The organism is Phascolarctobacterium faecium DSM 14760, from assembly GCF_003269275.1.
Classification (GTDB): domain Bacteria; phylum Bacillota; class Negativicutes; order Acidaminococcales; family Acidaminococcaceae; genus Phascolarctobacterium; species Phascolarctobacterium faecium.
In genome coordinates this window covers 132,656-156,801 of sequence record NZ_QLTS01000004.1, presented here as the reverse complement: position 1 = coordinate 156,801, position 24,146 = coordinate 132,656, and the positions used below count along the sequence as shown (strand labels likewise).

General features: G+C 48.2%; 18 protein-coding genes and 1 other RNA gene. 4 read left to right on the top strand and 15 right to left on the bottom strand.

From position 1 onward, the window contains the following. Positions 1-271: 271 nt before the first annotated feature. Complete coding sequence (locus C8D73_RS06745; protein ID WP_113077713.1) at positions 272-1,147, bottom strand: LysR family transcriptional regulator; 876 nt, start codon at positions 1,145-1,147, stop codon at positions 272-274. Between the two features lie 142 nt (positions 1,148-1,289). Here C8D73_RS06745 and C8D73_RS06740 point away from each other — a divergent pair, with 142 nt between their 5' ends. The 3 genes from C8D73_RS06740 to C8D73_RS06730 all read left to right on the top strand — a co-directional run bounded on the left by C8D73_RS06740 (position 1,290) and on the right by C8D73_RS06730 (position 5,688). Next, positions 1,290-2,222, top strand: coding sequence for a TDT family transporter (locus tag C8D73_RS06740; protein WP_113077712.1), 933 nt, complete (start codon positions 1,290-1,292; stop codon positions 2,220-2,222). 180 nt (positions 2,223-2,402) lie between these two features. Continuing rightward, the gene (locus tag C8D73_RS06735) at positions 2,403-3,404 is read left to right on the top strand and encodes a YeiH family protein (RefSeq protein ID WP_113077711.1); all 1,002 of its coding nucleotides are present in this window, start codon (positions 2,403-2,405) and stop codon (positions 3,402-3,404) included. A 178-nt stretch (positions 3,405-3,582) separates the two neighbouring features. Further along, complete coding sequence (locus C8D73_RS06730; RefSeq protein WP_046430833.1) at positions 3,583-5,688, top strand: transglycosylase domain-containing protein; 2,106 nt, start codon at positions 3,583-3,585, stop codon at positions 5,686-5,688. A 65-nt stretch (positions 5,689-5,753) separates the two neighbouring features. On the opposite strand, the gene C8D73_RS06725 is transcribed toward C8D73_RS06730, so the two are convergent. The 14 genes from C8D73_RS06725 to ybaK all read right to left on the bottom strand — a co-directional run bounded on the left by C8D73_RS06725 (position 5,754) and on the right by ybaK (position 22,067). Beyond that, positions 5,754-7,040, bottom strand: coding sequence for a replication-associated recombination protein A (locus tag C8D73_RS06725; RefSeq protein WP_021717156.1), 1,287 nt, complete (start codon positions 7,038-7,040; stop codon positions 5,754-5,756). A gap of 45 nt (positions 7,041-7,085) precedes the next feature. Beyond that, positions 7,086-7,775 (bottom strand): tRNA threonylcarbamoyladenosine dehydratase, encoded by a 690-nt coding sequence (locus C8D73_RS06720; protein WP_113077710.1) that lies wholly within the window; start codon positions 7,773-7,775, stop codon positions 7,086-7,088. A 17-nt stretch (positions 7,776-7,792) separates the two neighbouring features. Continuing rightward, positions 7,793-7,977, bottom strand: a non-coding RNA gene (gene ssrS, locus C8D73_RS06715) — 6S RNA. 220 nt (positions 7,978-8,197) lie between these two features. Then, a complete protein-coding gene (gene aspS, locus C8D73_RS06710; protein WP_021717158.1) occupies positions 8,198-9,985 on the bottom strand; it encodes an aspartate--tRNA ligase in 1,788 nt (595 codons plus the stop codon). Then, a complete protein-coding gene (gene hisS, locus C8D73_RS06705) occupies positions 9,978-11,249 on the bottom strand; it encodes a histidine--tRNA ligase (RefSeq protein ID WP_113077709.1) in 1,272 nt (423 codons plus the stop codon). Before hisS ends, aspS begins: the two co-directional genes overlap by 8 nt. Positions 11,250-11,251: 2 nt before the next feature. Further along, positions 11,252-12,697 carry a coproporphyrinogen dehydrogenase HemZ gene (gene hemZ / locus C8D73_RS06700; RefSeq protein WP_113077708.1) on the bottom strand — a complete coding sequence of 482 codons (1,446 nt, stop codon included), beginning with the start codon at positions 12,695-12,697 and terminating at the stop codon, positions 11,252-11,254. Between the two features lie 5 nt (positions 12,698-12,702). After that, on the bottom strand, positions 12,703-13,788 hold the full coding sequence (locus C8D73_RS06695; RefSeq protein WP_021717160.1) for an AI-2E family transporter: 1,086 nt from the start codon (positions 13,786-13,788) through the stop codon (positions 12,703-12,705). Positions 13,789-13,800: 12 nt separating this feature from the next. After that, entirely contained in the window at positions 13,801-14,421 is a 621-nt protein-coding gene (locus C8D73_RS06690) for an MBL fold metallo-hydrolase (RefSeq protein ID WP_021717161.1), read from the bottom strand. A 10-nt stretch (positions 14,422-14,431) separates the two neighbouring features. After that, positions 14,432-14,881 (bottom strand): D-aminoacyl-tRNA deacylase, encoded by a 450-nt coding sequence (gene dtd, locus C8D73_RS06685; protein ID WP_021717162.1) that lies wholly within the window; start codon positions 14,879-14,881, stop codon positions 14,432-14,434. A gap of 1 nt (position 14,882) precedes the next feature. Continuing rightward, a complete protein-coding gene (locus C8D73_RS06680) occupies positions 14,883-17,114 on the bottom strand; it encodes a RelA/SpoT family protein (protein ID WP_021717163.1) in 2,232 nt (743 codons plus the stop codon). A 12-nt stretch (positions 17,115-17,126) separates the two neighbouring features. Continuing rightward, positions 17,127-19,478, bottom strand: a complete 2,352-nt coding sequence (gene recJ, locus C8D73_RS06675; RefSeq protein WP_113077707.1) for a single-stranded-DNA-specific exonuclease RecJ — start codon at positions 19,476-19,478, stop codon at positions 17,127-17,129. Beyond that, positions 19,475-19,822, bottom strand: a complete 348-nt coding sequence (locus tag C8D73_RS06670; protein WP_021717165.1) for a LapA family protein — start codon at positions 19,820-19,822, stop codon at positions 19,475-19,477. Before C8D73_RS06670 ends, recJ begins: the two co-directional genes overlap by 4 nt. Positions 19,823-20,015: 193 nt before the next feature. Further along, complete coding sequence (gene thrC / locus C8D73_RS06665) at positions 20,016-21,509, bottom strand: threonine synthase (protein ID WP_113077706.1); 1,494 nt, start codon at positions 21,507-21,509, stop codon at positions 20,016-20,018. Between the two features lie 81 nt (positions 21,510-21,590). After that, entirely contained in the window at positions 21,591-22,067 is a 477-nt protein-coding gene (ybaK, locus tag C8D73_RS06660; protein ID WP_021717167.1) for a Cys-tRNA(Pro) deacylase, read from the bottom strand. A 114-nt stretch (positions 22,068-22,181) separates the two neighbouring features. Between ybaK and nadE the strand changes: the two genes are divergently transcribed. Beyond that, positions 22,182-24,089 carry an NAD(+) synthase gene (gene nadE / locus C8D73_RS06655; RefSeq protein ID WP_113077705.1) on the top strand — a complete coding sequence of 636 codons (1,908 nt, stop codon included), beginning with the start codon at positions 22,182-22,184 and terminating at the stop codon, positions 24,087-24,089. The last annotated feature ends 57 nt before the right edge of the window (positions 24,090-24,146 follow it).

Here is a 24,146-nt window from a genome sequence, read left to right as displayed (position 1 = left end):
TTATTTTTTGACTTGGCAAACGCTTCTCTTTCAAGAAACGCTCGCCCGCACATTCGTTTTTGGTTATTGTTCAGTTTTCAAGGTTCTGCCTGCCGTTTTTGACGACTTGTATAGTATATTACATCTTTTCGATGTTGTCAACTACTTTTTTTCATCTTTTTTAACGGCTACTTACAAAAATTCACCCGTGTTTAGGGGTGCACTATTATTTTATTAAATTTCTACAGAAAAAGCAAGCCCTATTTTAAATTTATTTTTGACGCCTGTAAAATCACTTTACAAAATCACGCTTTAAATTATCCACTAAAGTCTGCACATTCCTGCTCATCGTTTCAGAAGCCAAGGTCAGACACACGAATTTACGTCCTGCTTCCTCCTGCGTTTCAATCAGCTCTACTTCGCCGGCAGCTGCCGCCTGTTTTGCAATATGTTCAGAAAGCAGCGCATATCCTAAATCATTTCTTACCGCTTCCTTTACGGCAAAATTAGTATTGAAAATGATCGTCTTGGCCGGCAATACACTATTTTTCTCTAAAAACTCTTCCCACTGCACCCTTGTGCCCGATCCCTGTTCGCGCGTTATCCACGTTACTGTTTCCAGATCCCGTCGCTGCATCTTTTTGGGGCTTCCTATCGGCCCTATCAAAACAAGCCGATCAATATAGAACTCTTCTTTATGGAATTTCTTATCACCGGTTTCTCCTTCAACTAAACCTACATCTATCTTATTGCTTTGCAGCAGTTCGCAAATATGAACAGTATTATCGATCTTCACTTCTATGTCCAACTGCGGATAACGTTTCATAAATCTGCCCAGAAATTCCGGCAGAAAATATTCGCCTATCGTCAGACTGGCTCCTATAGCCAAGCGTCCTTTTATCTCGCTGCCCAGCTCTTTAACCGTAATTTCTGTAAACTGCCACAGACTTTTCATCTGCTTAGCCGCATCATAAACAATCATGCCCGCATAAGTCACGCTAAGCTGTTTTTGTTTTTTAGACCTGCGAATCAACACGGCGTTGAAACACTCTTCTAATCTGCGGATATGCAAACTCACCGTAGGCTGAGAAATATTTAATTTCTGCGCCGCTTTAGTAAAGCTTTGTTGTTCTACAACTTCAATAAAAGTTTTCAGTTCTTCCCACATAGTAACCTCATTATTTTTCTTAATGATAATTATAAAAACAATTCATTTTACTAATCATTATACTTGTATTATGATATTTATACAATGTTTTTAGGCATCAAGTATTTATCTTTTTCTTTTCTAAAAGGGAGGCTTTCTAAAAATGATAAAATCCATTCCAATTCCTACGGCCGGAGTATCTCTTGGTTTAGCGGCACTTGGTAATCTGCTGCAGCCTTATTCTCCGCTGATGAAATATACCTGCGGTATTCTCGCTGCAATCCTTTTGGCAATGCTGCTTATAAAAATACTGCGTTATCCCAAGCTTGTCCACGCCGATATGACCGGCAATCCTATTTTAGGCAGTGTTGCTGCCACTTTTTTTATGACTACGATGCAGCTATGTGTCTATATTAAAGATTTTGCGCCTTTTCTCTGCGAAGCAATCTGGCTGGCGGCAGTTGCTGCCCACGCCATTTTAATCATCTGGTTCTCCAAAAATTTTATGCTTAATCTGGAACTGAAAAACGTTTTTCCAACCTTCTTCATTGCGTATGTCGGTATCGTCGTCGCTTCAGTTACCGCCCCCGCTTTCGGATATTTCACATTAGGATATTATATCTTCTGGTTTGGCTTCGTCGCCTATATGCTTTTGCTGGCACTGGTCACCTACCGTTATCTCCATCACCCGATACCTGAAGCTGCCAAGCCACTGATCTGTATCTACACGGCACCTATGAGCCTGAGTCTGGCAGGATACTTTGCAGTAGTTCCCGATAAAAACTTCCTGCTGATTACTGTCATGCAGATAGCTGCTCAAGGGCTGTTCTTCTTTATCCTCAGCCTGATGCCCCGCCTTTTACGTCTGCCGTTCTATCCCAGTTATGCAGCCTTCACCTTCCCATTCGTCATCACTGCCTCTGCCCTGCGTTTATCACTGGATTACTACGCACGGCTCGGTGTTGTTCTGCATGAATTCTTCCAATATTTGTATTATTTTGAATGTATAGTCGCATCCTTCTTTGTTTTTTATGTCACACTGCATTTCTGCTGGTTTTTCTATAAGGAATGGAGGCTTTCCGGCAGCAAGGTATAATAACAGCAGCATTTCAATTCAATCAGGGCAATTTATCTCTTTCCTTTGTGTACGGTAAATTTTAGAACCTTTGACCTCATTACGTTTTCTGATTATAACAATCAAGATTATTCATTTTACTTACAAGATCTAGTTGTTTTAAAATTACAGTACACTACATTCTCGGGAAGGAGTTTTACAATGAATTTTTTAAATAATAAATTACATGGTTTGGCATTATGTTTTGCTATTGCAGTACCAGCTGCATATTTAGGTAAATTGTTCCCTATTATAGGCGCCCCAGTTTTCGCCATTATCCTGGGTCTGCTGATGGCCGGTATCCCCCGCTCAGATATTTTCCAGGGCGGCATCACCTTCACTTCCAAAAAGATCCTGCAATACGCGATTATTTTACTCGGCTTCGGCATGAATCTTTTTGAAATTTTCCGGGTAGGGTCACAATCTCTGCTGATAATTATCTCAACGATCGGCACTGCCTTGGTCGTGTCTTATGCAGTCAGCAGAATAATGAAAATCGATCACGATATCGCAACTTTGGTAGGCGTAGGTTCTTCTATCTGCGGCGGCTCGGCAATTGCTGCAGCGGCACCTGTTATCAAAGCGTCAGACGAAGACATTGCCCAGTCGATTTCCGTTATCTTCCTTTTTAACGTTATTGCCGCCTTCCTCTTCCCCACCTTGGGCGCTATACTCGGCTTTAACGATATGGGCTTTGGCATGTGGGCCGGCACGGCAATCAACGATACCTCATCTGTAGTTGCTGCAGGACAAACCTGGGCCAGCGCCAGCGGCAGCGACACCGCGCTGAATTATGCAACTATCGTCAAACTGACCCGCACCTTAGCCATCATTCCTATTTGTCTGGGACTGGCCTATCTTACCTCCAAACGTAAAGCTACAACATCGGAAGTAAAAATCTCCTCTATCTTCCCGATGTTCATCATCTACTTTTTAGGTGCGTCAATTATCAACACCTTTGCTGGTTCCCACTTTGACTTTTTCCAGTTTTTGCCGGCCATCGGTAAATTTATGATTGCCATGGCAATGGCAGCTATAGGTCTCAACACTAATTTAGTCAAACTGATCAAAACCGGCGGCAAACCGATCCTGCTCGGTCTTATCTGCTGGTTCTGCATAGCGGTTGTCAGCCTGGCAATGCAGCATCTGCTTAATATCTGGTAACATCAAACAGCTTCTGCTGCAAGCGGCGGAAGCTGTTTTCATTTTTATTACATTTAATATAAAAGTTTTTTATCACAAATTCGTATAAAAATATGATATAATAGCCGTTAGATAAAAATAGCTTTGTTAGTATAAAGCTGGTTTAAAGGAAAATGATTAAGAGAACCGAGGTTTATGTATGGGAAAAATAATTAAATTTATAATCATCGCCTTCGTTGCGCTTGCTATTTTAGGCGCCGCAGCATTCTGGGGACTTGCAGGTTTCTTCGCACCCAAAGATATGGAAGAATCGCTTATTCCCGATGCCGCTTCGCAGTTTTTTGATATTAACGGCCGCGTCATCTCGACCACGGCTTCGGAAGAACGCCGTCTGCCAGTTGCTTTCGATAAAATACCGAAGCACCTGCAGCAGGCTTTTATCGCTATCGAAGATAACAGATTCTATGAACACGGCGGTATCGACTTCCGTGGTACAGCCCGCGCTTTATGGACAAACCTGCGCGGCGGCGAGGTGCAGGGTGGCAGTACTATTACCCAGCAGCTGGCCAAAAACGCTTTTCTCTCCCAGGAGCGTACCATTACCCGCAAGATAAAAGAAGCTTTTATTGCTAAACAATTGGAAGAACGCTATACCAAAGATGAGATTCTTGATATGTACCTGAACCGTATCTATTTTGGACAAGGAACCTACGGTATCGAAAGCGCTTCTCTCTATTACTTCGGCAAGCATGTTCAGGACATTGATCTGGCAGAAGCCGCTACTCTGGCAGCTATTCCTAAAAGCCCTAACTATTATAATCCTTTTGAAAATCCCAAAGACAGTAAAGCACGTCAGGAAGTCGTTTTAGACCAAATGGCCAAATACGGTTACATTACGGAAGCACAGGCAGCCAAAGCCAAAGCAGAGAAACTGCAGCTGAACAATCACAAAAACCAGCAGAAAGATAACCTTTCCTACTTTATTGATTACTGCAGTCAGCACATTATAGAAGAATTCGGCGCCGATGCGCTTTATAAAGGCGGACTGAAAATCTACACTACTCTGGATCTGGATATGCAGGCAGCCGCTGCCGAATCTTTAAAATATCTACCTGATTACTACAAAGACGACTATCAGCTTACACAGCCGCAAGTCGCCTTAGTAGCCGTAGACCCTACTAACGGTTATATCAAAGCCATGATCGGCGGACGCGGCCAGGACAAATTCAACCGTGCTGTGCTTGCAGTGCGCCAACCAGGTTCCGCTTTCAAACCCTTCGTTTACCTTACCGCTATGGACAACGGTCTTACCGCTGCCACGGTAGTTGAAGACAAGGAATATGAATTTGCGCCCGGCTGGAAACCGAAAAACTCTGACCTGCAATGGCATGGCAAAGTAAGCCTGAGAACAGCCTTGAAAAAATCCTACAACATCCCTACCATTCTAGTAGCTCAGCAGGTCGGTCCTGAAAAGGTTTTCCAAATGGCAAAAAACCTTGGTATCACTACACTTATTGAAGACGGACATTATACTGACATCAATCTTTCCATGGCTTTAGGCGGCCTGAGCAAAGGTACTACGCCGCTGGAAATGGCAGCTGCCTATGGCACGATCGGTAACAGCGGCAAATACAACGCTCCAACTGCTATTATCAAAATAGTTGACCGTAACGGTAAAGTTATTTTTGAACATAAGCAGGAAACCAAAACTGTAGTTGATGCTAAAGCCGCTTATCAAACTGTCGATATCATGCGCGACGTCTTTGTTGACGGTACTGCAGGCGGTGCAGGCATAGGCCGCCCGGCAGCCGGTAAAACCGGTACTACCGACGATTATAAGGATGCCTGGTTTGTAGGCTTCACCCCCAATCTGTCGGCTGCCGTATGGATCGGCGATGATAACGGCCGTCCGCTTGATTATATGTATGGCAGCGGCGCACCGCTCAGCATCTGGCATGAATTCATGGTTAACGCTCTTGCAAACGTTCCCGTTGCTAACTTTGTCCGCCCGGCAGGCGTAGTAATACCGCCTGAACCAGATATCAAGAATGATGATAAGGACAAAGATAAAGACAAGGATAAAGATAAGGACAAAGACAAAGATAAAAAAGGCGCCACCTCCGTTCCCGGAGAACCGCCTAAACCCCCCAGCAAAAAAGACCGTATCCGTGAAAACGTAGGCGACGTTGAACCGCAGAAGCCTAGCATGAAAAAACGTGTTCAGGAAATCTTAGACGGCAGCGAAAATAATACCGGCAACCAAAAACCTGTTGTCAGCAACGTCCCCACTCCACGTCAGCCATGATATCGGCCAATACAAAACCCCCGTACTAAAAAGTACGGGGGTTTTATTATTATCAGCAGCTCACATTAATCTTTTTCATTCTTTTTTTTAAGCAGTCTGCTTTCTTCACCAATATCTTTCGGATAATAATATTTATGACCTACCAGTTCATCCGGCAGATACTGCTGCTCAACCCAGCCACCTGGGTAATCGTGCGGATACTTATATCCAAGCCCGTGGCCAAACTGCTTAGCACCAGGATAATGCGCATCACGCAAGTGCTTCGGAACTCTGGTATTGATTGACCTGACTTCCTGACGAGCATTGAAAATACCCATATAACAGCTGTTGCTTTTAGGAGCGTTAGCTATATAGCAAACGGCCTGAGCCAAAGGTATCTGAGCTTCAGGCAGCCCGACAAAATGCGCCGCCTGCGCCGCAGCATTTGCTACTACCAAGGCCTGCGGATCAGCGTTGCCTACATCTTCAGCCGCACAGATAACGATCCGGCGCGCAATAAACCTTACGTCCTCTCCACCTTCCAGCATACGGGCCAAATAGTGCAGAGCAGCGTCGGCATCACTGCCGCGCATACTTTTAATAAAAGCCGAAACGATATCGTAATGATAATCACCTTTTTTATCATAGCGCTGCAAAGCATTACCTGCCACGCTGCGCAATACATCCATCGTAATTTCCTTACTGCCGTCCGGCAGCATAAATTCAGCCTGTTCCAGCAAATTAAGAGCCACCCGCGCATCACCACCGGCAAAATCCGCCAAAGCTTCCAAAGCCTCGGCAGTTACAGTAATACCCTCTGATCCATAACCCTTTTCCTTATCTGTCAGCGCACGCTCTAAAATCTTTTTGATACCGTCTGCCGTTAAATGTTCCAGCCGAATAACCTTCATCCTTGACAAAAGCGGTGAATTGATTTCGAAAAAAGGATTTTCAGTAGTCGCACCGATCAAAATGATAGTACCGTTTTCCACATAAGGCAGCAATACGTCCTGCTGAGCTTTATTAAAGCGATGGATCTCGTCGATGAACACGATAGTGCGCCCCATCCCGCCGCGCTGCAGCTCCTGCGCCTTAGCAATCAGCTTTCGCAGCTCAGGTACACCGGATGAAACGGCATTGATAGCAACAAATTCATCCCCTGTCATATGGGCAATGACCTGTGCCAAAGTTGTTTTACCAGTACCCGGCGGTCCGTAAAACAACACCGACTGCAACTGATCCTTTTCGATCATTCGGCGCAGAGGACTGCGCTCGCCTACTGCAGTTTCCTGCCCGACAAAATCGCTGAGCCTTGTAGGCCGCATCCGATCAGCCAAAGGTTTTTTCTGCGGCTGTGCAAACAAACTATCCATCATCCACCTCCAGGATCTGATAAAAATACCGGCTCTAAAGGCCGGTTAGCTATTTTCTGCAATAATCTGACGTACGATATACGATGCCATCAGCAATCCTGCCGACGCCGGAACAAATACCATGCTTCCCGGAACCTCGCCTGCTTCAGCACGCTGTACCGGTTCTTTGGAATAAACTACAGTTACACCTTTTTTGACACCTGCCGCACGCAGCTGTTTCCTTACCGACCTTGCCAGCGGGCAGACAGAAGTACCGCTGATGTCCTCCACTGCAAGATACGTCGGATCCAGCTTATTGCCTGTGCCCATCGAAGAAATGACAGGAATATCGCGCTGCACACATTCTAATAAAAGATCGACCTTTGACGGCGTTGAATCGATCGCATCGGCGATAAAAGTAAAGCTGCCGGAAAAAAACTCGGCAAAAGCGCCAGGTTCATAAAATTTACTGACCGTTTCTATTTCACAATCCGGATTGATATCCAGCAATCTTTGTCTGACAACCTCGGTTTTGAACCTGCCGAAGGTACTGGTAAGAGCCGGTAACTGACGGTTGATATTACTTGCCGCCACTTTATCGGCATCTATTAATAATAAATGACCTACCCCGCTGCGGCATAATGACTCGGCAACATATGAACCCACGCCGCCTAACCCAACGACTGCAATACGGGCCTGCCCTAAAACAGGCAGCTTGTTTTTACCGATAACCATCGCAACACGTGACAGATCCATTTTTACCCCCAAAAATATTTTGCCCCACAATGCCGTCCAGCCTCATGTTTTGAACCTGCAAGTGCAGGTGGGTGCCTTCCCGCCAGTCGCAAAAGTCCCCTCAAGGGGGCAGTTTTTTAAAAGGCGGAGCTCAGTCAGGCTCCCTAGGTAAGAGTGTTGGCTCAAAACTAAGAGGTACACGTAACGAACATCGCAGGGTAAAAAGCGTTTTTAATGCAGTAAGAGCATTTCTTACTACATCTATACTATACCAAAATTTGTTTAAAATCACAAGGTATAAAGCGGTTTTCTCTGTTTTTAAAGAGATATTTTTTCTTTTTTTCACAACCGGTTCGTCTTTAAGTAAAACACTTTTACCAGAATCAGTTTACTATAAAAAAAGGACTGCCGCAGCAGTCCTTTTTTACAGAGTCTGACTCTTATTATTTGTCTTTTTTGACTAATGTTGCACGAATATGCAATTCACGCAGCTGTTTCTCGTCAACATCGTTCGGAGCCTGAGTCATCAGACAGCTTGCACTCTGTGTTTTCGGGAAAGCAATAACGTCGCGGATAGAATCACGTTTAGCCATAATCATGATCAAACGGTCAAGACCAAAGGCCAAACCGCCGTGCGGAGGAGCACCATATTCAAAAGCATCCATCATAAAGCCGAATTTCTCTTTTGCCTGCTCTTCGGTAAGACCGATAGCCTTGAAAACTTCGTTTTGGACATCACGACGATGGATACGGATGGAACCGCCGCCGATTTCTGTACCATTAAGTACCATATCGTAAGCTTTGGCATATACTTTACCAGGATCGGTAGCCAGCATAGCAAGATCTTCGTTACGTGGAGCCGTAAACGGATGATGCATTGCCACATAGCGTTTTTCTTCATCGTTATATTCAAACATCGGGAAATCTACGACCCAGGCAAATGCCAGCATATCTTCATCGATCAGTTCGCGGCGTTTAGCCATTTCCAGACGCAGAGCACCTAAAGCCTGAGCAACTACAGCCGGTTTATCAGCAACGAACAAAATCAGATCGCCCGGTTCAGCCGCTGCAGTTTTCAGGATATTTGCCAAATGTGCTTCACTGAAGAATTTAGCGATTGGCGATTTGACACTGCCATCTTCCTGAATCTGCATCCACGCCAGACCTTTGGCACCATAAATACCAACGAATTCAACCAGACCGTCCAGCTCACGACGCGGGATAGCGGCATAGCCTTTAACGTTGATCGCTTTAACGACACCGCCGTCTTCTACGATAGCATTGAACACTTTAAAGTCAGAATCTTTAACTGCTTCAGACATATTGACAAGTTCCATACCAAAACGCAGGTCCGGCTTATCGCTGCCAAAACGGTCCATAGCTTCGTCCCAGGTCAAACGCTGCATCGGCAGCTGGATCTTTTTACCCATAGCGCCTTCAAATACATACGCCATCAGGCCTTCCATCATTTCCATAATATCCTCAGCGTCTACGAAAGACATTTCAATATCCAACTGAGTAAATTCCGGCTGACGGTCAGCACGCAGATCTTCATCGCGGAAGCAGCGTGCGATCTGGAAATAACGCTCCATACCGGCAACCATCAAGATCTGTTTAAAAATCTGCGGTGATTGCGGTAAAGCATAGAATTTACCAGGATTGACGCGGCTCGGCACCAGATAGTCACGCGCGCCTTCAGGAGTGCTTTTAGTCAGCATCGGCGTTTCGATTTCACAGAAACCGTTTTTATCCATATAATCACGCATCAATTTAGTAACTTTATGACGCAAAATCAAATTCTTCTGCATTTCCGGACGGCGCAAATCCAAATAACGGTATTTCAAGCGCAGGTTCTCATCCGTATCGATATCGTCCTGAATGTAAAACGGCGGAGTTTTAGCAGCATTGAGTACTTCCAAATCAGCGGCAACCACTTCGATCTCGCCGGTAGCAAGATTCGGGTTAACGGTAGCTGCATCGCGAAGACGCACTTTACCTGCTACTTTGATAACGTATTCGCTGCGAATAGCTTCAGCAGTCGTAAAGCTATTGCCTGCATCGTCAGGGTCAACGACAATTTGAACGATACCGCTGCGATCGCGCAGATCGACGAAAATCAACCCGCCGTGATCGCGGCGTTTGGCAACCCAACCGCATAAAACTACTTGTTCGCCTGCTGCCTCTTTAGTCAGCAAACCGCAGCTATGACTGCGTTTTAAAGAATCACTCATGACTTTGCACCTCTGTTTTTAAAATTGATGTAATATCTTGGATAGGGATCTCAGTCTGCTCGCTGGTCGACATATTTCTTAATACGGCACAACCGCGCGCTACCTCGTCTTCACCTAAAATCAACACATATTTGGCAGCCAATCTGTTAGCCTGCTTCATCTGGGCTTTCATACTGCGGCCCAAAAAGTCAAATTCCACCTTCAGCCCTTCACGGCGCAAAGCGATCGCTTCCTTAAAAGCCAGCGTAAAGTTTGCACTGCCCGGGCAAACTACAAAGACATCTATACTGTTATCGAACTGCGGCAGCAGATTCTGGCTTTCGATTGCCAGCAGCACACGCTCCATACCCATCGCAAATCCAATACCCGGTGTTGCCGGCCCGCCTATCTCCTCGATCAGGCCGTCATAACGGCCACCGCCGCAGACAGCGCTTTGCGCTCCCAGGGGAGCATATTGGATCTCAAAGGCAGTCTTAGTATAGTAATCAAGGCCGCGCACCAGATTATGGTCGACTACATAATCGACTCCGGCAGCGGTCAGAAGCTCTTTCAAGCCTTCAAAATGTGTTTTGCATTCCTCGCACAGACATTCCTCCAGGCTTGGCGCACCAGCAGCCAGCTCCTGATCGTGCGGATTTTTGCAGTCCAGTAAACGTAATGGATTGCGGTCGAAACGCGACTGACAATCCTTGCACATCTCGCCAAGATGCGGCCGGAAATATTCCTGCAGCTTCTCTCTGTGCAGTGGTCTGCATTTCGGGCAGCCGACAGAATTTACTTTCAGCTTCAAATCTTTTAAACCCAAAGTCTGCAAAATCTGTACCGCCAGTAAAATGATCTCGGCATCGATATTAGGCCCCTCTACGCCCAGCGCTTCCACGCCAAACTGATGGAACTGCCGGTAACGCCCGGCCTGCGGCCTGTCGTACCTGAACATCGGCCCGATATAAAACAGCTTTGTCGGCGCCGGATCGGCATACATTTTATTTTCTACATACGACCGGACGGCAGAAGCCGTATTTTCAGGGCGCAGCGTCAGACTGCGTTCACCTCGGTCAGTAAAAGTGTACATTTCTTTTTCAACAACGTCTGTCGTTTCACCGATACCGCGCAAAAACAGCTCGGTATGCTCAAAAACAGGCGTCCTGATTTCCAGATAACCATATTGGGCACAAATCTCACGCATAGTGCGTTCCAGATAACGCCATGCTTCCACATCGCGCGGCAGGATATCTTTCGTGCCTCTCGGTGCTGTGGTCAACACATCTATTCCTCCTCATCCGCAAAAAGCAGGCTGCGTTTATGCGCCAGCTGCGGCAGATTACCCGTATATGTCCCGATATCTTTGGGCATATTGAGCTTTTTAAGATGATGCCCGTCTGCCTGCGGCACTTTAGTCGCAGACGCCGGCCCGATTCCAAGCACAACGTGACGCTCTTCCATCATCTGAATATTATAAAGGCTGGCACTGCCTGAAGCAGCATAGCCTATATTAGCAAGATTACCCAGCATGTAATGCTGGCGGTATAAATAATAAGGCAGCATCCCCATTGCTGCAGCAGTTTCGCCGCCGTAAGCTACAAGCGCCTCTGCATCCTCAGCCGTCAGACTGCTGAACTGCGCACCAAATATCGGGGCGCTTTTTTTGAGCGTTAAGGTATGCACTGTCAGATTATCAGGAGCCAAAGCCCTGATGCCGTCAAGCGAAGCCCGCACATCATCAGCCGTTTCCCCCGGCAACCCGATGATCAGATCGGTATTGACGGTTTTGATGCCGCTGTGCCGTACCAGGTCATAGGACCGATAAAAATCCTGCACCGTATGACTGCGGCCAATTGCTTTTAAAGTTTTGTCGTGCAAAGTCTGCGGATTGACGCTGATCCTGTTCACTCCGCAGGCTTCCATAACTTTCAGCTTTTCGGCACTGAAACAATCAGGCCGTCCTGCTTCCACTGTAAACTCGCGCACCCCAGGCAAAAGCAAATGCCGCGCCGTCAGCGCGATGAGCCGTGCAAACGCCGTTTCACTAAGGCTGGTCGGCGTACCGCCGCCAATGTAAACAGCAGTAACATTTAGGCTATACATACTTAATAATTGTACCACAGTAAGCATATCTTGTTCAATGAAATTTAAAAACTTTTGCTGTAATTCTTCCTCAAGCGGCACAATTCCCGATGGAAAAGAACAATAAGAACAGCGCGTAGGGCAAAAAGGAATACCGATATAAATGCCGACCTGTTTTTCCGCAGCCGGCAAAAGCTGTCTTTGCCGCAGGCAAATCTCTGTCAGCAGCTGCGCCTGTCCGTGAGGCAGCAGGTAATGACGCTCCAGATACTGCGGAAGCTCGTCACAGCTTAACCCGCTGTCTAAAAGCTTATGGGCAAGTTTTCCCGGACGTACGCCTGTCAAAATTCCCCACGGCATCACCAGACCGCGCCTCACAGCCTGTCCCAGCACATCAAGCACCGCCAGCTTAGCGCAGCGCACCCATTCGCCCCGTACATCCTGTAAAATTGTAAATGGCCTGCTTACTCTTCTGGTGCCGTCTTCCGTCTGCAAAATCGCCACGCAGCCATCAGCTTCCTGCACGATTTTAAGCACATCAGTACTGTCAGACTGCGGTAAAATGTCAAAGAACGCGGCCATCTCAGCGACAGGCCGCGTTAAATCATAAGGTAAATTCTGCTCTAATCTATAATCACTAATCATCATTGTTTTTACTGCTCAGTTTCTGTTGGCCGAGGTTCGTCAGAACTATGCCATAATTCTTTATACAAGACCCGGTATACAGCAGCCACCGGCACGGCAAAGAGCATACCCAAAATACCGTACAGCTTGGCACCGATCAGCAGGCTCAAAATCAAAACTACGGGATGCAGGTCGATTTTACTGCCCATGATCCGAGGCATCAGGATATTGCCGTCGATCTGATAAAAGACCAGATAAAACAGCGCTACCGAAAAAGCCGAAGAAGTATTTTGCGAATACGCGATAAATACCGCCGGCACAGCACCCATCAAGGGACCAACCACCGGCACAGTCTCGGCCATGACCGCCAGGAAACCAAAAACCAGCGGGAACTGGATACCCAGTATCGCCACGCCCACAGTAATACACGCACCCGCGATCAGGCTCAGTTTACCAAGCCCTTGGATATATGCGCTCAGCGTTCTGCCGATCTCATCCAAAATATGCGCCACCTTCGGCTGCGTATCATAAGTAAACAAATTGATCATCATCAGACGCAGCTCACGCCAGTCCTTCAAAAAGTAAAAAGCTAAAAACGGAACGACGATCAAACCAACCAGATTGGCAATAATGTCCATCGTCGATTTAAACAAATTCCGGAGAATACCTCCCATAAAACCCATAACCCAGGTCATCGCATCGTCGATCAAAGTTTCAAAATTGTATGGCAGCCGTGGATACTGTGACGGATCCTTCAGTAACCAGTCCATATTAGTAGACTCGACTTTTGTCGTATAATCAGGCAGCTTCGCCACCAGATCATTGATCTGCCCGAACAAAGGCAGCAAAATAAAAGTAACGGCAAAAAACATAAACATGCCAAAAGCCATAAAGGCCAGGATGATCGCCACCACACGCGACAAATGGATAGTACCCTGTCCCACGGTGATCTTGGAAAACATATTCGACACCGGGTACAGGGCAAACGCCAGACCTATCGCTAAAAGAATAGGGAACAGAAACGTAGCGAGCTCGTATAAAATAAAGGATACGCCCGCCGCTACTGCCAATTTAAAAGTTGTACTGTTTCTCAGCAGCTTGATACTTTTGATCATTTTTTTGCTTACTTATTGCAGAAACGGATTTCTGCGCCTCTCCCATCCCACTGTAGTTGCAGGTCCATGTCCCGGCAAAAGCTTTGTTTCGTCAGGCAAAACCAGGATTTTATCTTTGATAGAATTCAAAATCTGTTTGTAAGAGCCACCCGGCAGATCAGTACGGCCGATAGACTCGGCAAACACCGTATCGCCGCAGAACACCACATCACCGCAGACAAGGCAAACGCCGCCGCGGGTATGACCGGGAGTTGCCAGCACTTTAAAATCAAGTCCGGCTTCGGTAACAGTTTCCCCATCCTTAAAAATTTTATCAGCAGGCGCAAAAGCTGCGTCCATACCCATATATGCCGAAAGATTGCTGGTCGCCTTCGTCAGCATCTCCGCATCTTCCTCACTGATATAAACTCTGGCTCCGGTAGCCTTACGCACCTCGTCCAAACCCATGATATGGTCGCTGTGACCATGTGTGACAAAAATCGCATCAATAGTGATACCTTCTTTTTGGATCGCGGCAACGATCCTGTCACCGTCTCCGCCCGGATCAACAACAACACCGTGACCGGTAGCTTCGTTGACCGCTATATAGCAGTTAGTACCAAGCATACCAACTTCCATTTTTAAAACCTTCATGTCGAACCTCCTAAAAATTCTTTTTACTGTCTAATAAAATCGTTACCGGGCCATTATTTACAAGGCTCACAAGCATATGCGCCTGAAACTTCCCGGTGCCGACGCTAAGCCCCTTCGCCCGTGCACCGGCCACAAATTTTTCATAATAAGCATTGGCCATTTCAGCACCCGCCGCCTTATCAAATGACGGCCGTTTACCCTTGCGGCAATCGCCGTACAAAGTAAACTGTGAAACTACTAGAAGCCCGCCGCCCACATCTGCTACCGACAGGTTCATTTTTTCCTGTTCGTCCTCAAAAATGCGCAGACCAGCTACCTTATCAAGCAAATACTCCAAATCCCTGTCTGTATCTTCCTTCTCGACCCCCAGCAGTACTAAAAGGCCCTTGCCAACACTGCCTACCATGGCGCCTTCTACCTCGACAGCAGCGCTGTCTACACGCTGTACAACTGCTCTCACGTCAGCCTCCCTGTCCGTTGGAAATCATTCTTTCCACACTGTAAACGCCTTTCATGCGTTTTATTTTATTCATAATATTATCCAGCTGTTCCAGATTACTGATATCAATACCCATACTGATATTCGCCATCTTATGCTTATCGATACGGCAATTCAGCGCATTGATATTCAGCTTCGATTCGCTCATCACCATCATAATATCAGCCATCATACCGGGCCTGTCGCCGGCAGAGATAATGATATTGACCTTATACAGAGAATCTGTCGCAATATCCCAGGCTACCTCTATCAAACGGTTCTGCTCCTCAGGATTATTGCTCATTACATTGGGGCAGTCCCTGCGATGCACCGAAATACCGCTGCCGCGGGTGATATACCCGATAACCGGATCGCCCGGAATCGGATTACAGCAGCGCGCCAGTTTGACCATAATGCCCTCTTCGCCCTTGACTAAAATGCCATGACTGGACTTAGCCTTAGAACGGCGCGGCTTCAACTCGGCCAGCAGCTGCGACAGGTCTTTCGTTGTCGTCAGCTTCTGCTCTTTCTTATACAGCTCTACCAGCTTAGACATCACACTGTTGAGCGTGATCCCGCCATAACCGATAGTCGCCATCAAATTTTCTTCGTTCTCTAAACGCAGCTGGGCGCTGACGTCCTTCAGTTTATCACTTTTCAGCAAAATCTTGGTGTCATAACCCAGACGTTTGCATTCCTTTTCCAGCATTTCGCGGCCTTTGATGATATTCTCCTCACGCCGCTCCTTCTTGAACCAGGATTTGATCTTGTTACGGCTGTCAGAAGAACCGACGATATTCAGCCAGTCACGGCTGGGGCCTGCTGCCTGCTTCGAGGTAATGACCTCGACGATATCGCCGTTGCTGAGCTTATAATCAAGCGGTACGATACGTCCGTTTACCTTAGCGCCGACACAGCGGTTGCCAACATCCGTATGGATACGGTACGCAAAATCAATCGGCACAGCACCTACCGGCAAATCAATAACGTCGCCGCGCGGCGTAAATACAAACACCTCATCGGCAAAAACATCCATCTTTACCGTATTCACGAAATCACGGGAATCGCTCATATCCTGATGCCATTCCAGCAGCTGACGCAGCCATGACAGCTTGGCATCAAAAGTTTTATCACCGCCGGCAGACGGAGCAGGCTTGCTGCCGCCGCTTTCCTTATAACGCCAATGGGCCGCGATACCATATTCAGAAATGCGGTGCATCTCAAAAGTCCTGATCTGGATCTCCAGCGGCTGCCCGTTGCCATACAGCACCGTAGTATGCAGCGACTGGTACATATTCGACTTCGGTACAGCAACATAATCCTTAAAGCGCCCAGGTATAGGACGCCACATGCTGTGCACAACGCCCAGAGTGCCGTAGCAGTCCTTAACGCTGTCTACCAGCACACGGATCGCCAGCAGATCATAAATCTCACTCAGTTCCTTATGGTCGCGCAGCATCTTTTTATGGATACTGTAAAAATTCTTGGGCCGCCCCTGGATCTCGCACGTAATATTCATCGAATCAAGATGCTCTTTGATCTCACCCATAGCAGAATGGACCATTGCCTCACGCTCGCGGCGTTTAACCTTGACCTGCTCGACCAGATCATAATAGATCTCCGGCTCCATATAACGGAACGCCAGATCCTCCAGCTCCCACTTAATGGTATAAATACCCAAACGGTGAGCCAAAGGCGCATAGATTTCCATCGTTTCGCGCGAAATAGACTGCTGCTTATGCACCGGCATAAATTTCATCGTCCGCATATTATGCAGCCTGTCGGCCAGTTTTATCATAACTACGCGGATATCCTTGGCCATCGCCAGAAACATCTTACGGTAGTTTTCGATCTGCTGCTCTTCCTTGGAAATATACTCGATCTTGCCTAACTTCGTAACGCCGTCCACCAGATCGGCTACCTTCTGCCCGAAGCTCTCTTTCAGGGAATCCAGGCTGATATCAGTATCTTCCACCACATCATGCAAAAAAGCTGCCGCCAAGGTCAGTTCGTCCAGCTGGAGCTGCGATAAGATCGTAGCTACCCCAAGCGGATGAATGATATAAGGCTCGCCCGACTTGCGGCGCTGGCTGGCATGAGCCTCAGCAGCCACGTCATAAGCCTTACGTACAAACTCCACCTGTTCCTTATTCAAATAGCTTTCGATCGTCGCAAAAAAATCCTCCACACAAACAACATTTCCTGTTTCAGGCATCTTAGCACTTCCTTATTTATTGAATCTGTTTCCCTGCCACAGCCCAATGATCTCCTCCGGACTGATCTGTATATTTCTCTGACAGCTTGCAAAAGCCGCCCGTCCCTCTTCCTGCAATCCCCTGAACGTCGGCGAATTCTGCAAATCATTTTTCTGCAAACTACCAAAACTGATCTTACCATGCTCATCACGGATAAAATCCAGCTCCTCAAACACCTTCAAGGCCTCCTCCGAAATATCGGTGGCCGACCGGAGCAAATCAGCCCTGTCGATAACGGCCTGCTGACGCAGCGTACAGGCCAGTTCCTTATAAGCGTGTACCAGCCGGCTTCGTCCCGGATAAAGCTTTTCCAGCTCTGCGCACAATTTATCAGCCTCAGCCCTGGTATATAAAAGCAGCAGCCGTTTACCGCTTCTATCAGGCACAGGCAAAGCGCCGTTTATAAATATCTCCCGCTGCGGGAAATCATAAAAAATAATATTCTCTGCCGTCGCCTCGGCCTGCTCGCCATAAGCAAGCACCTGCACGTCCGGCATAATACTTACAGATCCCGGCGCAAAGTCGGTGTTATTTACATATATTACTGTTTTTTTGCTTGTTTGTAAAATATTTTTCAGTACGGTTTCCTTGCTGACATTGCAGTTACGATAATCATAGACCTGCAGCGCCTGGTCAAAATCAACCACCTGTAGATTCACGCTTTCCTTATCCTTCCAGACGTTCAGCTTCGGCATAAACGCCAGATCGACAACCGCGTTATTATAAAGGCAGGCCAAATCAGCCGCACCGTTCCACATAATACTGTGATAATTGTACTTGCCGTAATCGGTATAAAAACGCAGATGGTTATTATCACGTCCGAAAGCCTTGGGATAATGCACCACCGCATCCTTAAAGGCAAACAACGGCGGCTGGTTATCACAGCCCAGCGGTTCCAGCATCGCCAGTTCCCTGACCAGCTGCAGCGAAACCTCCTCGTTTTTATCCAGCAGACACTCTATCTTCAGGCGCGGCTGATAATCAGCAGGTTCCAACCGCCCCCTGACCACACCCAGAAAACGCTTTTTAAAAGACTCTACCCTGGCCGCGCGCAGCGTCAGACCAGCCGCCTGATGATGACCGCCAAACTGCAGCAGCAATTCGCTGCACTCGTTCAAAGCACTGTACAGATCCAGGGCTGGGATACTGCGGCAGCTGCCTTTAGCCGCCTCGCCGTCAATACTGATCAAAATCGTCGGCAAATGATATTTATCCACCAGCCTTGAAGCCACGATACCGATCACGCCGGCATGCCAGCCCTCTTTAGCCAGCACGATCGCCGTTTCGATCCGCTCCTGCTGTGCCAGCATCGCTTCAGCCTCAATAAATATCTTGCGGCTGATCTCCTGACGCAAAGCATTTTCAGCATTCAGCTGTTCGGCAACCATATCTGCTTTAGCAGCATCGTCAGTAACCAAAAGCTCTACTGCCGACTGAGCGTGCTCCAAACGGCCTACAGCGTTCAGCCGCGGCGCCAGAATAAAGCCGATGTTCTCAGCCGAAATATTCTGCTGCGGACAGCCACTATGTTCAATAAGCTTCTGTAAGCCTACGATCCCGGTATTTTCCATCGCCGCCAGCCCCAGCTTCACCAGCGCGCGGTTTTCGCCGCGCAGCGGCACGATATCGGCTACCGTGCCCAAAGCCACAAGCTCGGTCAGCTCCGACCATAAGGGCTCCGTCAAATGCTGCATCTGATGCAGCGCCTGACACAGCTTAAAAGCCACGCCCACGCCGGAAAGATACTTAAACGGATATCTGCAGTCGCGCTGATGCGGATTAACGATCGCGTAAGCCGCAGGCAAAACATCCGGCGGCGTGTGATGATCAGTAATGATGATCTCCAGCCCTGCCGGGGCAGCAGCCACCTCGTCTACGCCGCTGATACCGCAGTCAACTGTCACCAAAAGCGTCGTACCTGCTTCGGCCAAAGCCGCCAGCGCTTCGTTGTTCAGTCCGTAGCCTTCATTTTTTCTTTTGGGGATATACGTGTTGACCTTGGCGCCAAGCCCCTGCAAATACAAATACAGCAATGAACTGGCGCTGATACCGTCAACGTCATAATCGCCATAAACAGTGATCTGTTCACCGTTTTTTACAGCCTCTAAAATACGCTCGGCGGCCTTCTGCATATCCTTCATCAGCAAAGGCTCATGAAACGGCTGCTCGCTGCCGAACAAAAATTCTCTGATCTCTTCTTTTTCCCTGACGCCCCGGTTCAGCAACACGCTGACCACCACAGGCGAAACCCCCAGATCGGCAGCTATGCCTGCAGCATATTCTCTGTCACACTTCTGCAACTGCCAAATCTTTCGTTTCCTCATTCGTCTGCCGCCGTTACTGCCGGTTCAGCCTTAGCAGCAGCTTCTTTATGTAATTTCTGCGTATGCATCAGCATCGCAACCTCCTCACGCAGCTTGGCATTGTCCTTTTGCAGGGCCGCCATCTCTTCGCGGGTCTTTTTATCTTGCAGATAATGCTTCGCCTTCATCATCAGGGTAAAAAACAAGGTTGCCAAAGCACCCAGCAGGGCCGAACCCAGAATAACGATCACTAAATTCGTCTGCATCGTCCATACAGCAAAATTAAGCGACACGCTAACAGCATTCTGCACTGCAAACACAGCCACAATAACACTGATAAATAAAGTAAAAAACAAATATGGCATTTTCTTCAGCTCCTAACCTCTACAAATTTTTATAACAGTAATTATTCGAGAATTTACCTCAAAATCCCTGCTTTTTCCTTCAATATTAAATAAAAAAAGTAATAATCATACATTTTATATCAAACTTTACTAAATAAAAAACGCCTACTGCCGAAGCAGTAAGCGCTTAATTCTGTTATCAAAGCTGTGTACATCACAGTTTCAGTGCCGTCTCCACCGCTTTTTTCATATCGGCAGATTCGATCACTTCCTGATGCAGGATCGGCATTTTCTCCATCGCCAGCATTGGCTCCGGTATAGGCAAGCCGCTCAGAGCATGCAGCTTACGCAAACCGTCAAACGGCTCCAGTTTAGCGTCCTCCTCACTGCCGGCAGCTTCCAGCACCACATCACTGAATTTATACGGACTGGCCGTAGAAAGCACGATACAATATGTATCATCGCTGGATACCAGGCGATACTTTTCGCAGGCCCGCCAGGCTACCGCAGTATGCGGGTCCATCAAATATTCATTATCATTGAAAACGCGCCCGATGGTTTCCTTCGTTTCCAGCTCATCGACCCAGGCTCCAAAGAATTCTTCCAGAATCCTGTTGTTGACCTTTTCTCCGACATTATAAGTTCCATTGGCCGTCAGCTGCTGCATCCATTCCGACACCTTTGCGGCATCGTCTTCAGTAATGCTGTACAACAAACGCTCCAAATTGCTTGAAACCAGAATATCCATCGACGGCGAAACAGTTTTATAAAACTCGCGGCGTCTGTCATAAATACCGGTATTGATAAAATCGCTCAGAACATTATTGCTGTTGGAAGCGCAGATAAACTTTGCCACCGGCAGCCCCATAAGCTTGGCATAATAGCCGGCCAGGATATCACCGAAATTGCCGGTCGGCACAGCAAAATTGATCTTTTCACCCGCTTTGATACGGCCATTGGCCACAGCATCGCTGTAAGCGCTGAAATAATACACGATCTGCGGTACCAGACGCCCCCAGTTGATCGAATTGGCCGAGCTGAACACATAGCCCTTTCTCTGCAGCTCCTCTTCCAGCGCAGTATCGCCAAAAAGCTCTTTGACGCCGCGCTGAGCATCGTCAAAATTACCCTGGATGCCGATAACGCGTACGTTATCACCGGCCTGCGTCAGCATCTGGCGTTTCTGGATCGCGCTTACGCCGTCTTCAGGATAGAAAACGATGATCTCGGTATCCTTTACATTAGCAAAGCCTTCCAATGCCGCCTTGCCGGTATCGCCTGAAGTAGCCACCAAAATAACCACTTTATTGCTCTCGCCGGTCTTGGCTATCGCTTTCGTCAAAAGATGCGGCAGGATCTGCAGCGCCATATCCTTAAAGGCCGAAGTCGGGCCATGCCATAACTCCAGCACATCCGTACTTTCATTCACCTTACGCAAAGGCACAGGTTCAGCGCCGAATTTAGTCTGCGAATAAGCAGCATCGGCACATTCAAATAATTCTTCTTTAGTATAATCGGTCAAAAACAGCGATAAAATCGCCACAGCCCGTTCTTTATAAGTCATACTGCGCATGGACACAATCTCGCCCAGCGAAAGTTCCGGGAATTTCTGCGGTACGAACAGACCGCCGTCGTCAGCCAGACCACGGGTAATAGCATGCGCCGAGCATACCAGGTCAGTTTTGCCGCGGGTACTTACAAATAACATTGCAGGAACCTCACTTTCATTAATTCACTACGGAGAAATCATACCACATTTGTATTTTCCAAACAAGTATTTTCTATGTATTTAGAAAGTCAAAGACGCCACAACAGCCCGTGTTGCCTGCTGTAAATCAGCCGGAGCTGCTACGATCTGCATACCGCGCACACCGGCGCTGACAGCTATCTCGTCCCAGCTGTTGCTGCTGGCATCCATATATACAGGATAATTCTTTTTAGCCCCCAATGGCGAACAGCCGCCGCGAATATAACCAGTCAGCGGCAGTACCTCTTTTAAAGGCACCAGCTCGGCCCGCTTATTACCGCTGGCTTTAGCCAAAGCCTTCAGGTCCAGCTCGCCGTCACCCGGTATACATGCAAAAATAACTCCTGTTTTATCACCGCGCACTACCAGCGTTTTAAAAACCTGGGCTGCTGGCATTCCAACCTCGGCCGCTACATGCACAGCGTCCAGATGCTCCTCGTCCACAGTATATTCCATCAGGCGGTACGCGATCTTCAGTTCATCAAGCCTGCGCGCCGCATTGGTTTTTTTCTGTTTCATAACTTCCCGCCTCCTCTGGAAGTGGCATAACCGCCTTCCTTCTGCTATAATAACATCATAGGTTTTTAAACGCAAATACAAAAAGCTTTCAGCAAACTTTAAAAGAGGTGTACTGTGGCACTTAAAATAGCCTGCGGGCAAATAGAAATCATTGCCGGGCGACCGGACCTCAACACTAAAAAGATCCTGCACCATATGGATATGGCCTGCCAAAACGGCATCGACATCCTGCTGCTGCCAGAGCTGGCAGTACCGGGCTACTTTTTAGGCGACCTGTGGGAGCAAACAGCCTTCATCGAAGACTGCGCCGCTTACGGCGACGAGATCATCGCCGCTACGGAAAACTGCGGCGAGCTGTGCGTCATCTTCGGCAATATCGCCGTCGATAACAGCAAACGCAATGAAGACGGACGCGCCCGCAAATACAACGCCGCCTTTGCCGCGCAGCACGGCAAGCTGCTGACTAACGGCACCCTGCCCTATGATTTTATCGTAAAAAATGCCCTGCCCAACTACCGCGAATTTGATGACAACCGTCATTTTTACGGCTTACGGCAGCTGGCTCTGGAACTGGATAAACAGGTTGCCGGGCTGCACCAGCCGCTCACTGTCACCGCCCACGGCGAAACCGTCAAACTGGGCCTGATGCTGTGCGAAGACGGCTGGACCGAAAACTACTTTTTAGATGTGCCTCAGCTGCTGGCGCAGCATGGCGCCGAACTTTTATGCAACATCTCCTGCTCCCCCTTCAGCATCAACAAAAACAGTAAACGGCACCGGCTTTTCGGCAGCGCCGCGCAAAAAGCCGGCATCCCGCTCATCTACTGCAATAATGTAGGTATCCAGAACAACGGCAAAAACATCTTCACCTTTGACGGCTGCAGCTGTGTTTACGGCTCTGACGGCTGGCTGCTCACCGATGCGCCCATGTATGCAGAAGCAACGCTCTGCGCCGGCTGGGACAGCAAAGCCAAAGCTATCGACACCAGCGGTATCACCTCTGATCCCCGCAGTGAGATCGATGAGGTTTATCATAGCCTCCGCTATGGCTGCCAGCGTTTCCTTGAACAGGCAGGCATCGGCAAAATGACCATCGGACTTTCCGGCGGCATCGACAGTGCCGTCACCGCTGCCCTGTTTGTCGACATCCTGGGTCCTGACAACGTTCTGCTGGTCAATATGCCCAGCCGCTACAACTCGCCCATGACACAGACGATCGCCGAACAGACAGCTCAGTCACTGGGGGCCAACTATACCGTTATCCCTATCACCGAAAGCTGCCTGCATACCAGCGAACAGCTTACACAGACACCTATCCACAGTTATCATAAGCACCGAGATTTTCAACTTACAATCTCGCCGCTGATTTACGAAAATATTCAATCACGCGACCGCGGCTCCCGCGTCGTAGCAGGCCTGGCTGCTGCCTTTGGCGGCGCCTTCTCCTGCAACTCCAATAAAACCGAGCTCACCGTCGGCTACGCCACCTTTTACGGCGACATCTGCGGCGCGCTGGCACCTATCGGCGACCTGTGGAAGCACCATGTTTACGAACTGGGACGCTACCTGAACGACAAAGTATTTCAGCGTCAGGTACTGCCGGAAGCGATCTTCACGATCCGTCCCAGCGCCGAGCTTTCCTCCGAACAGACAGTAGGCACCGGCGGCGACCCGCTGGTCTATCCCTATCACGATAAACTGTTCCGCAGCTTTCTCGAACAGTGGCGCAAAACATCGCCTGCCGAGATCCTGCTCTGGTACAGCGAAGGGACACTGGCGGAACATCTTGGCTGTGAAGCAGACATCATAAGCGAAGCCTTCCCGGACGCACGCAGTTTTATCGCCGATCTGGAACACTGGTGGAAACTGATGCACACACTGGCAGTTGCCAAACGTATCCAGGCGCCTCCCATTGTCAGCATCACCCGGCGCGCTTATGGCTACGACCACCGCGAAGCACAGCTCACACCTTACTTCCCGCGCGAATACCACCGTTTGAAAGCGCAGCTTTTAAATGACTGATCCAGCATAAATAAAAAGACCGTTCAGGTTAAACCTGAACGGTCTTTTCATTTCTCA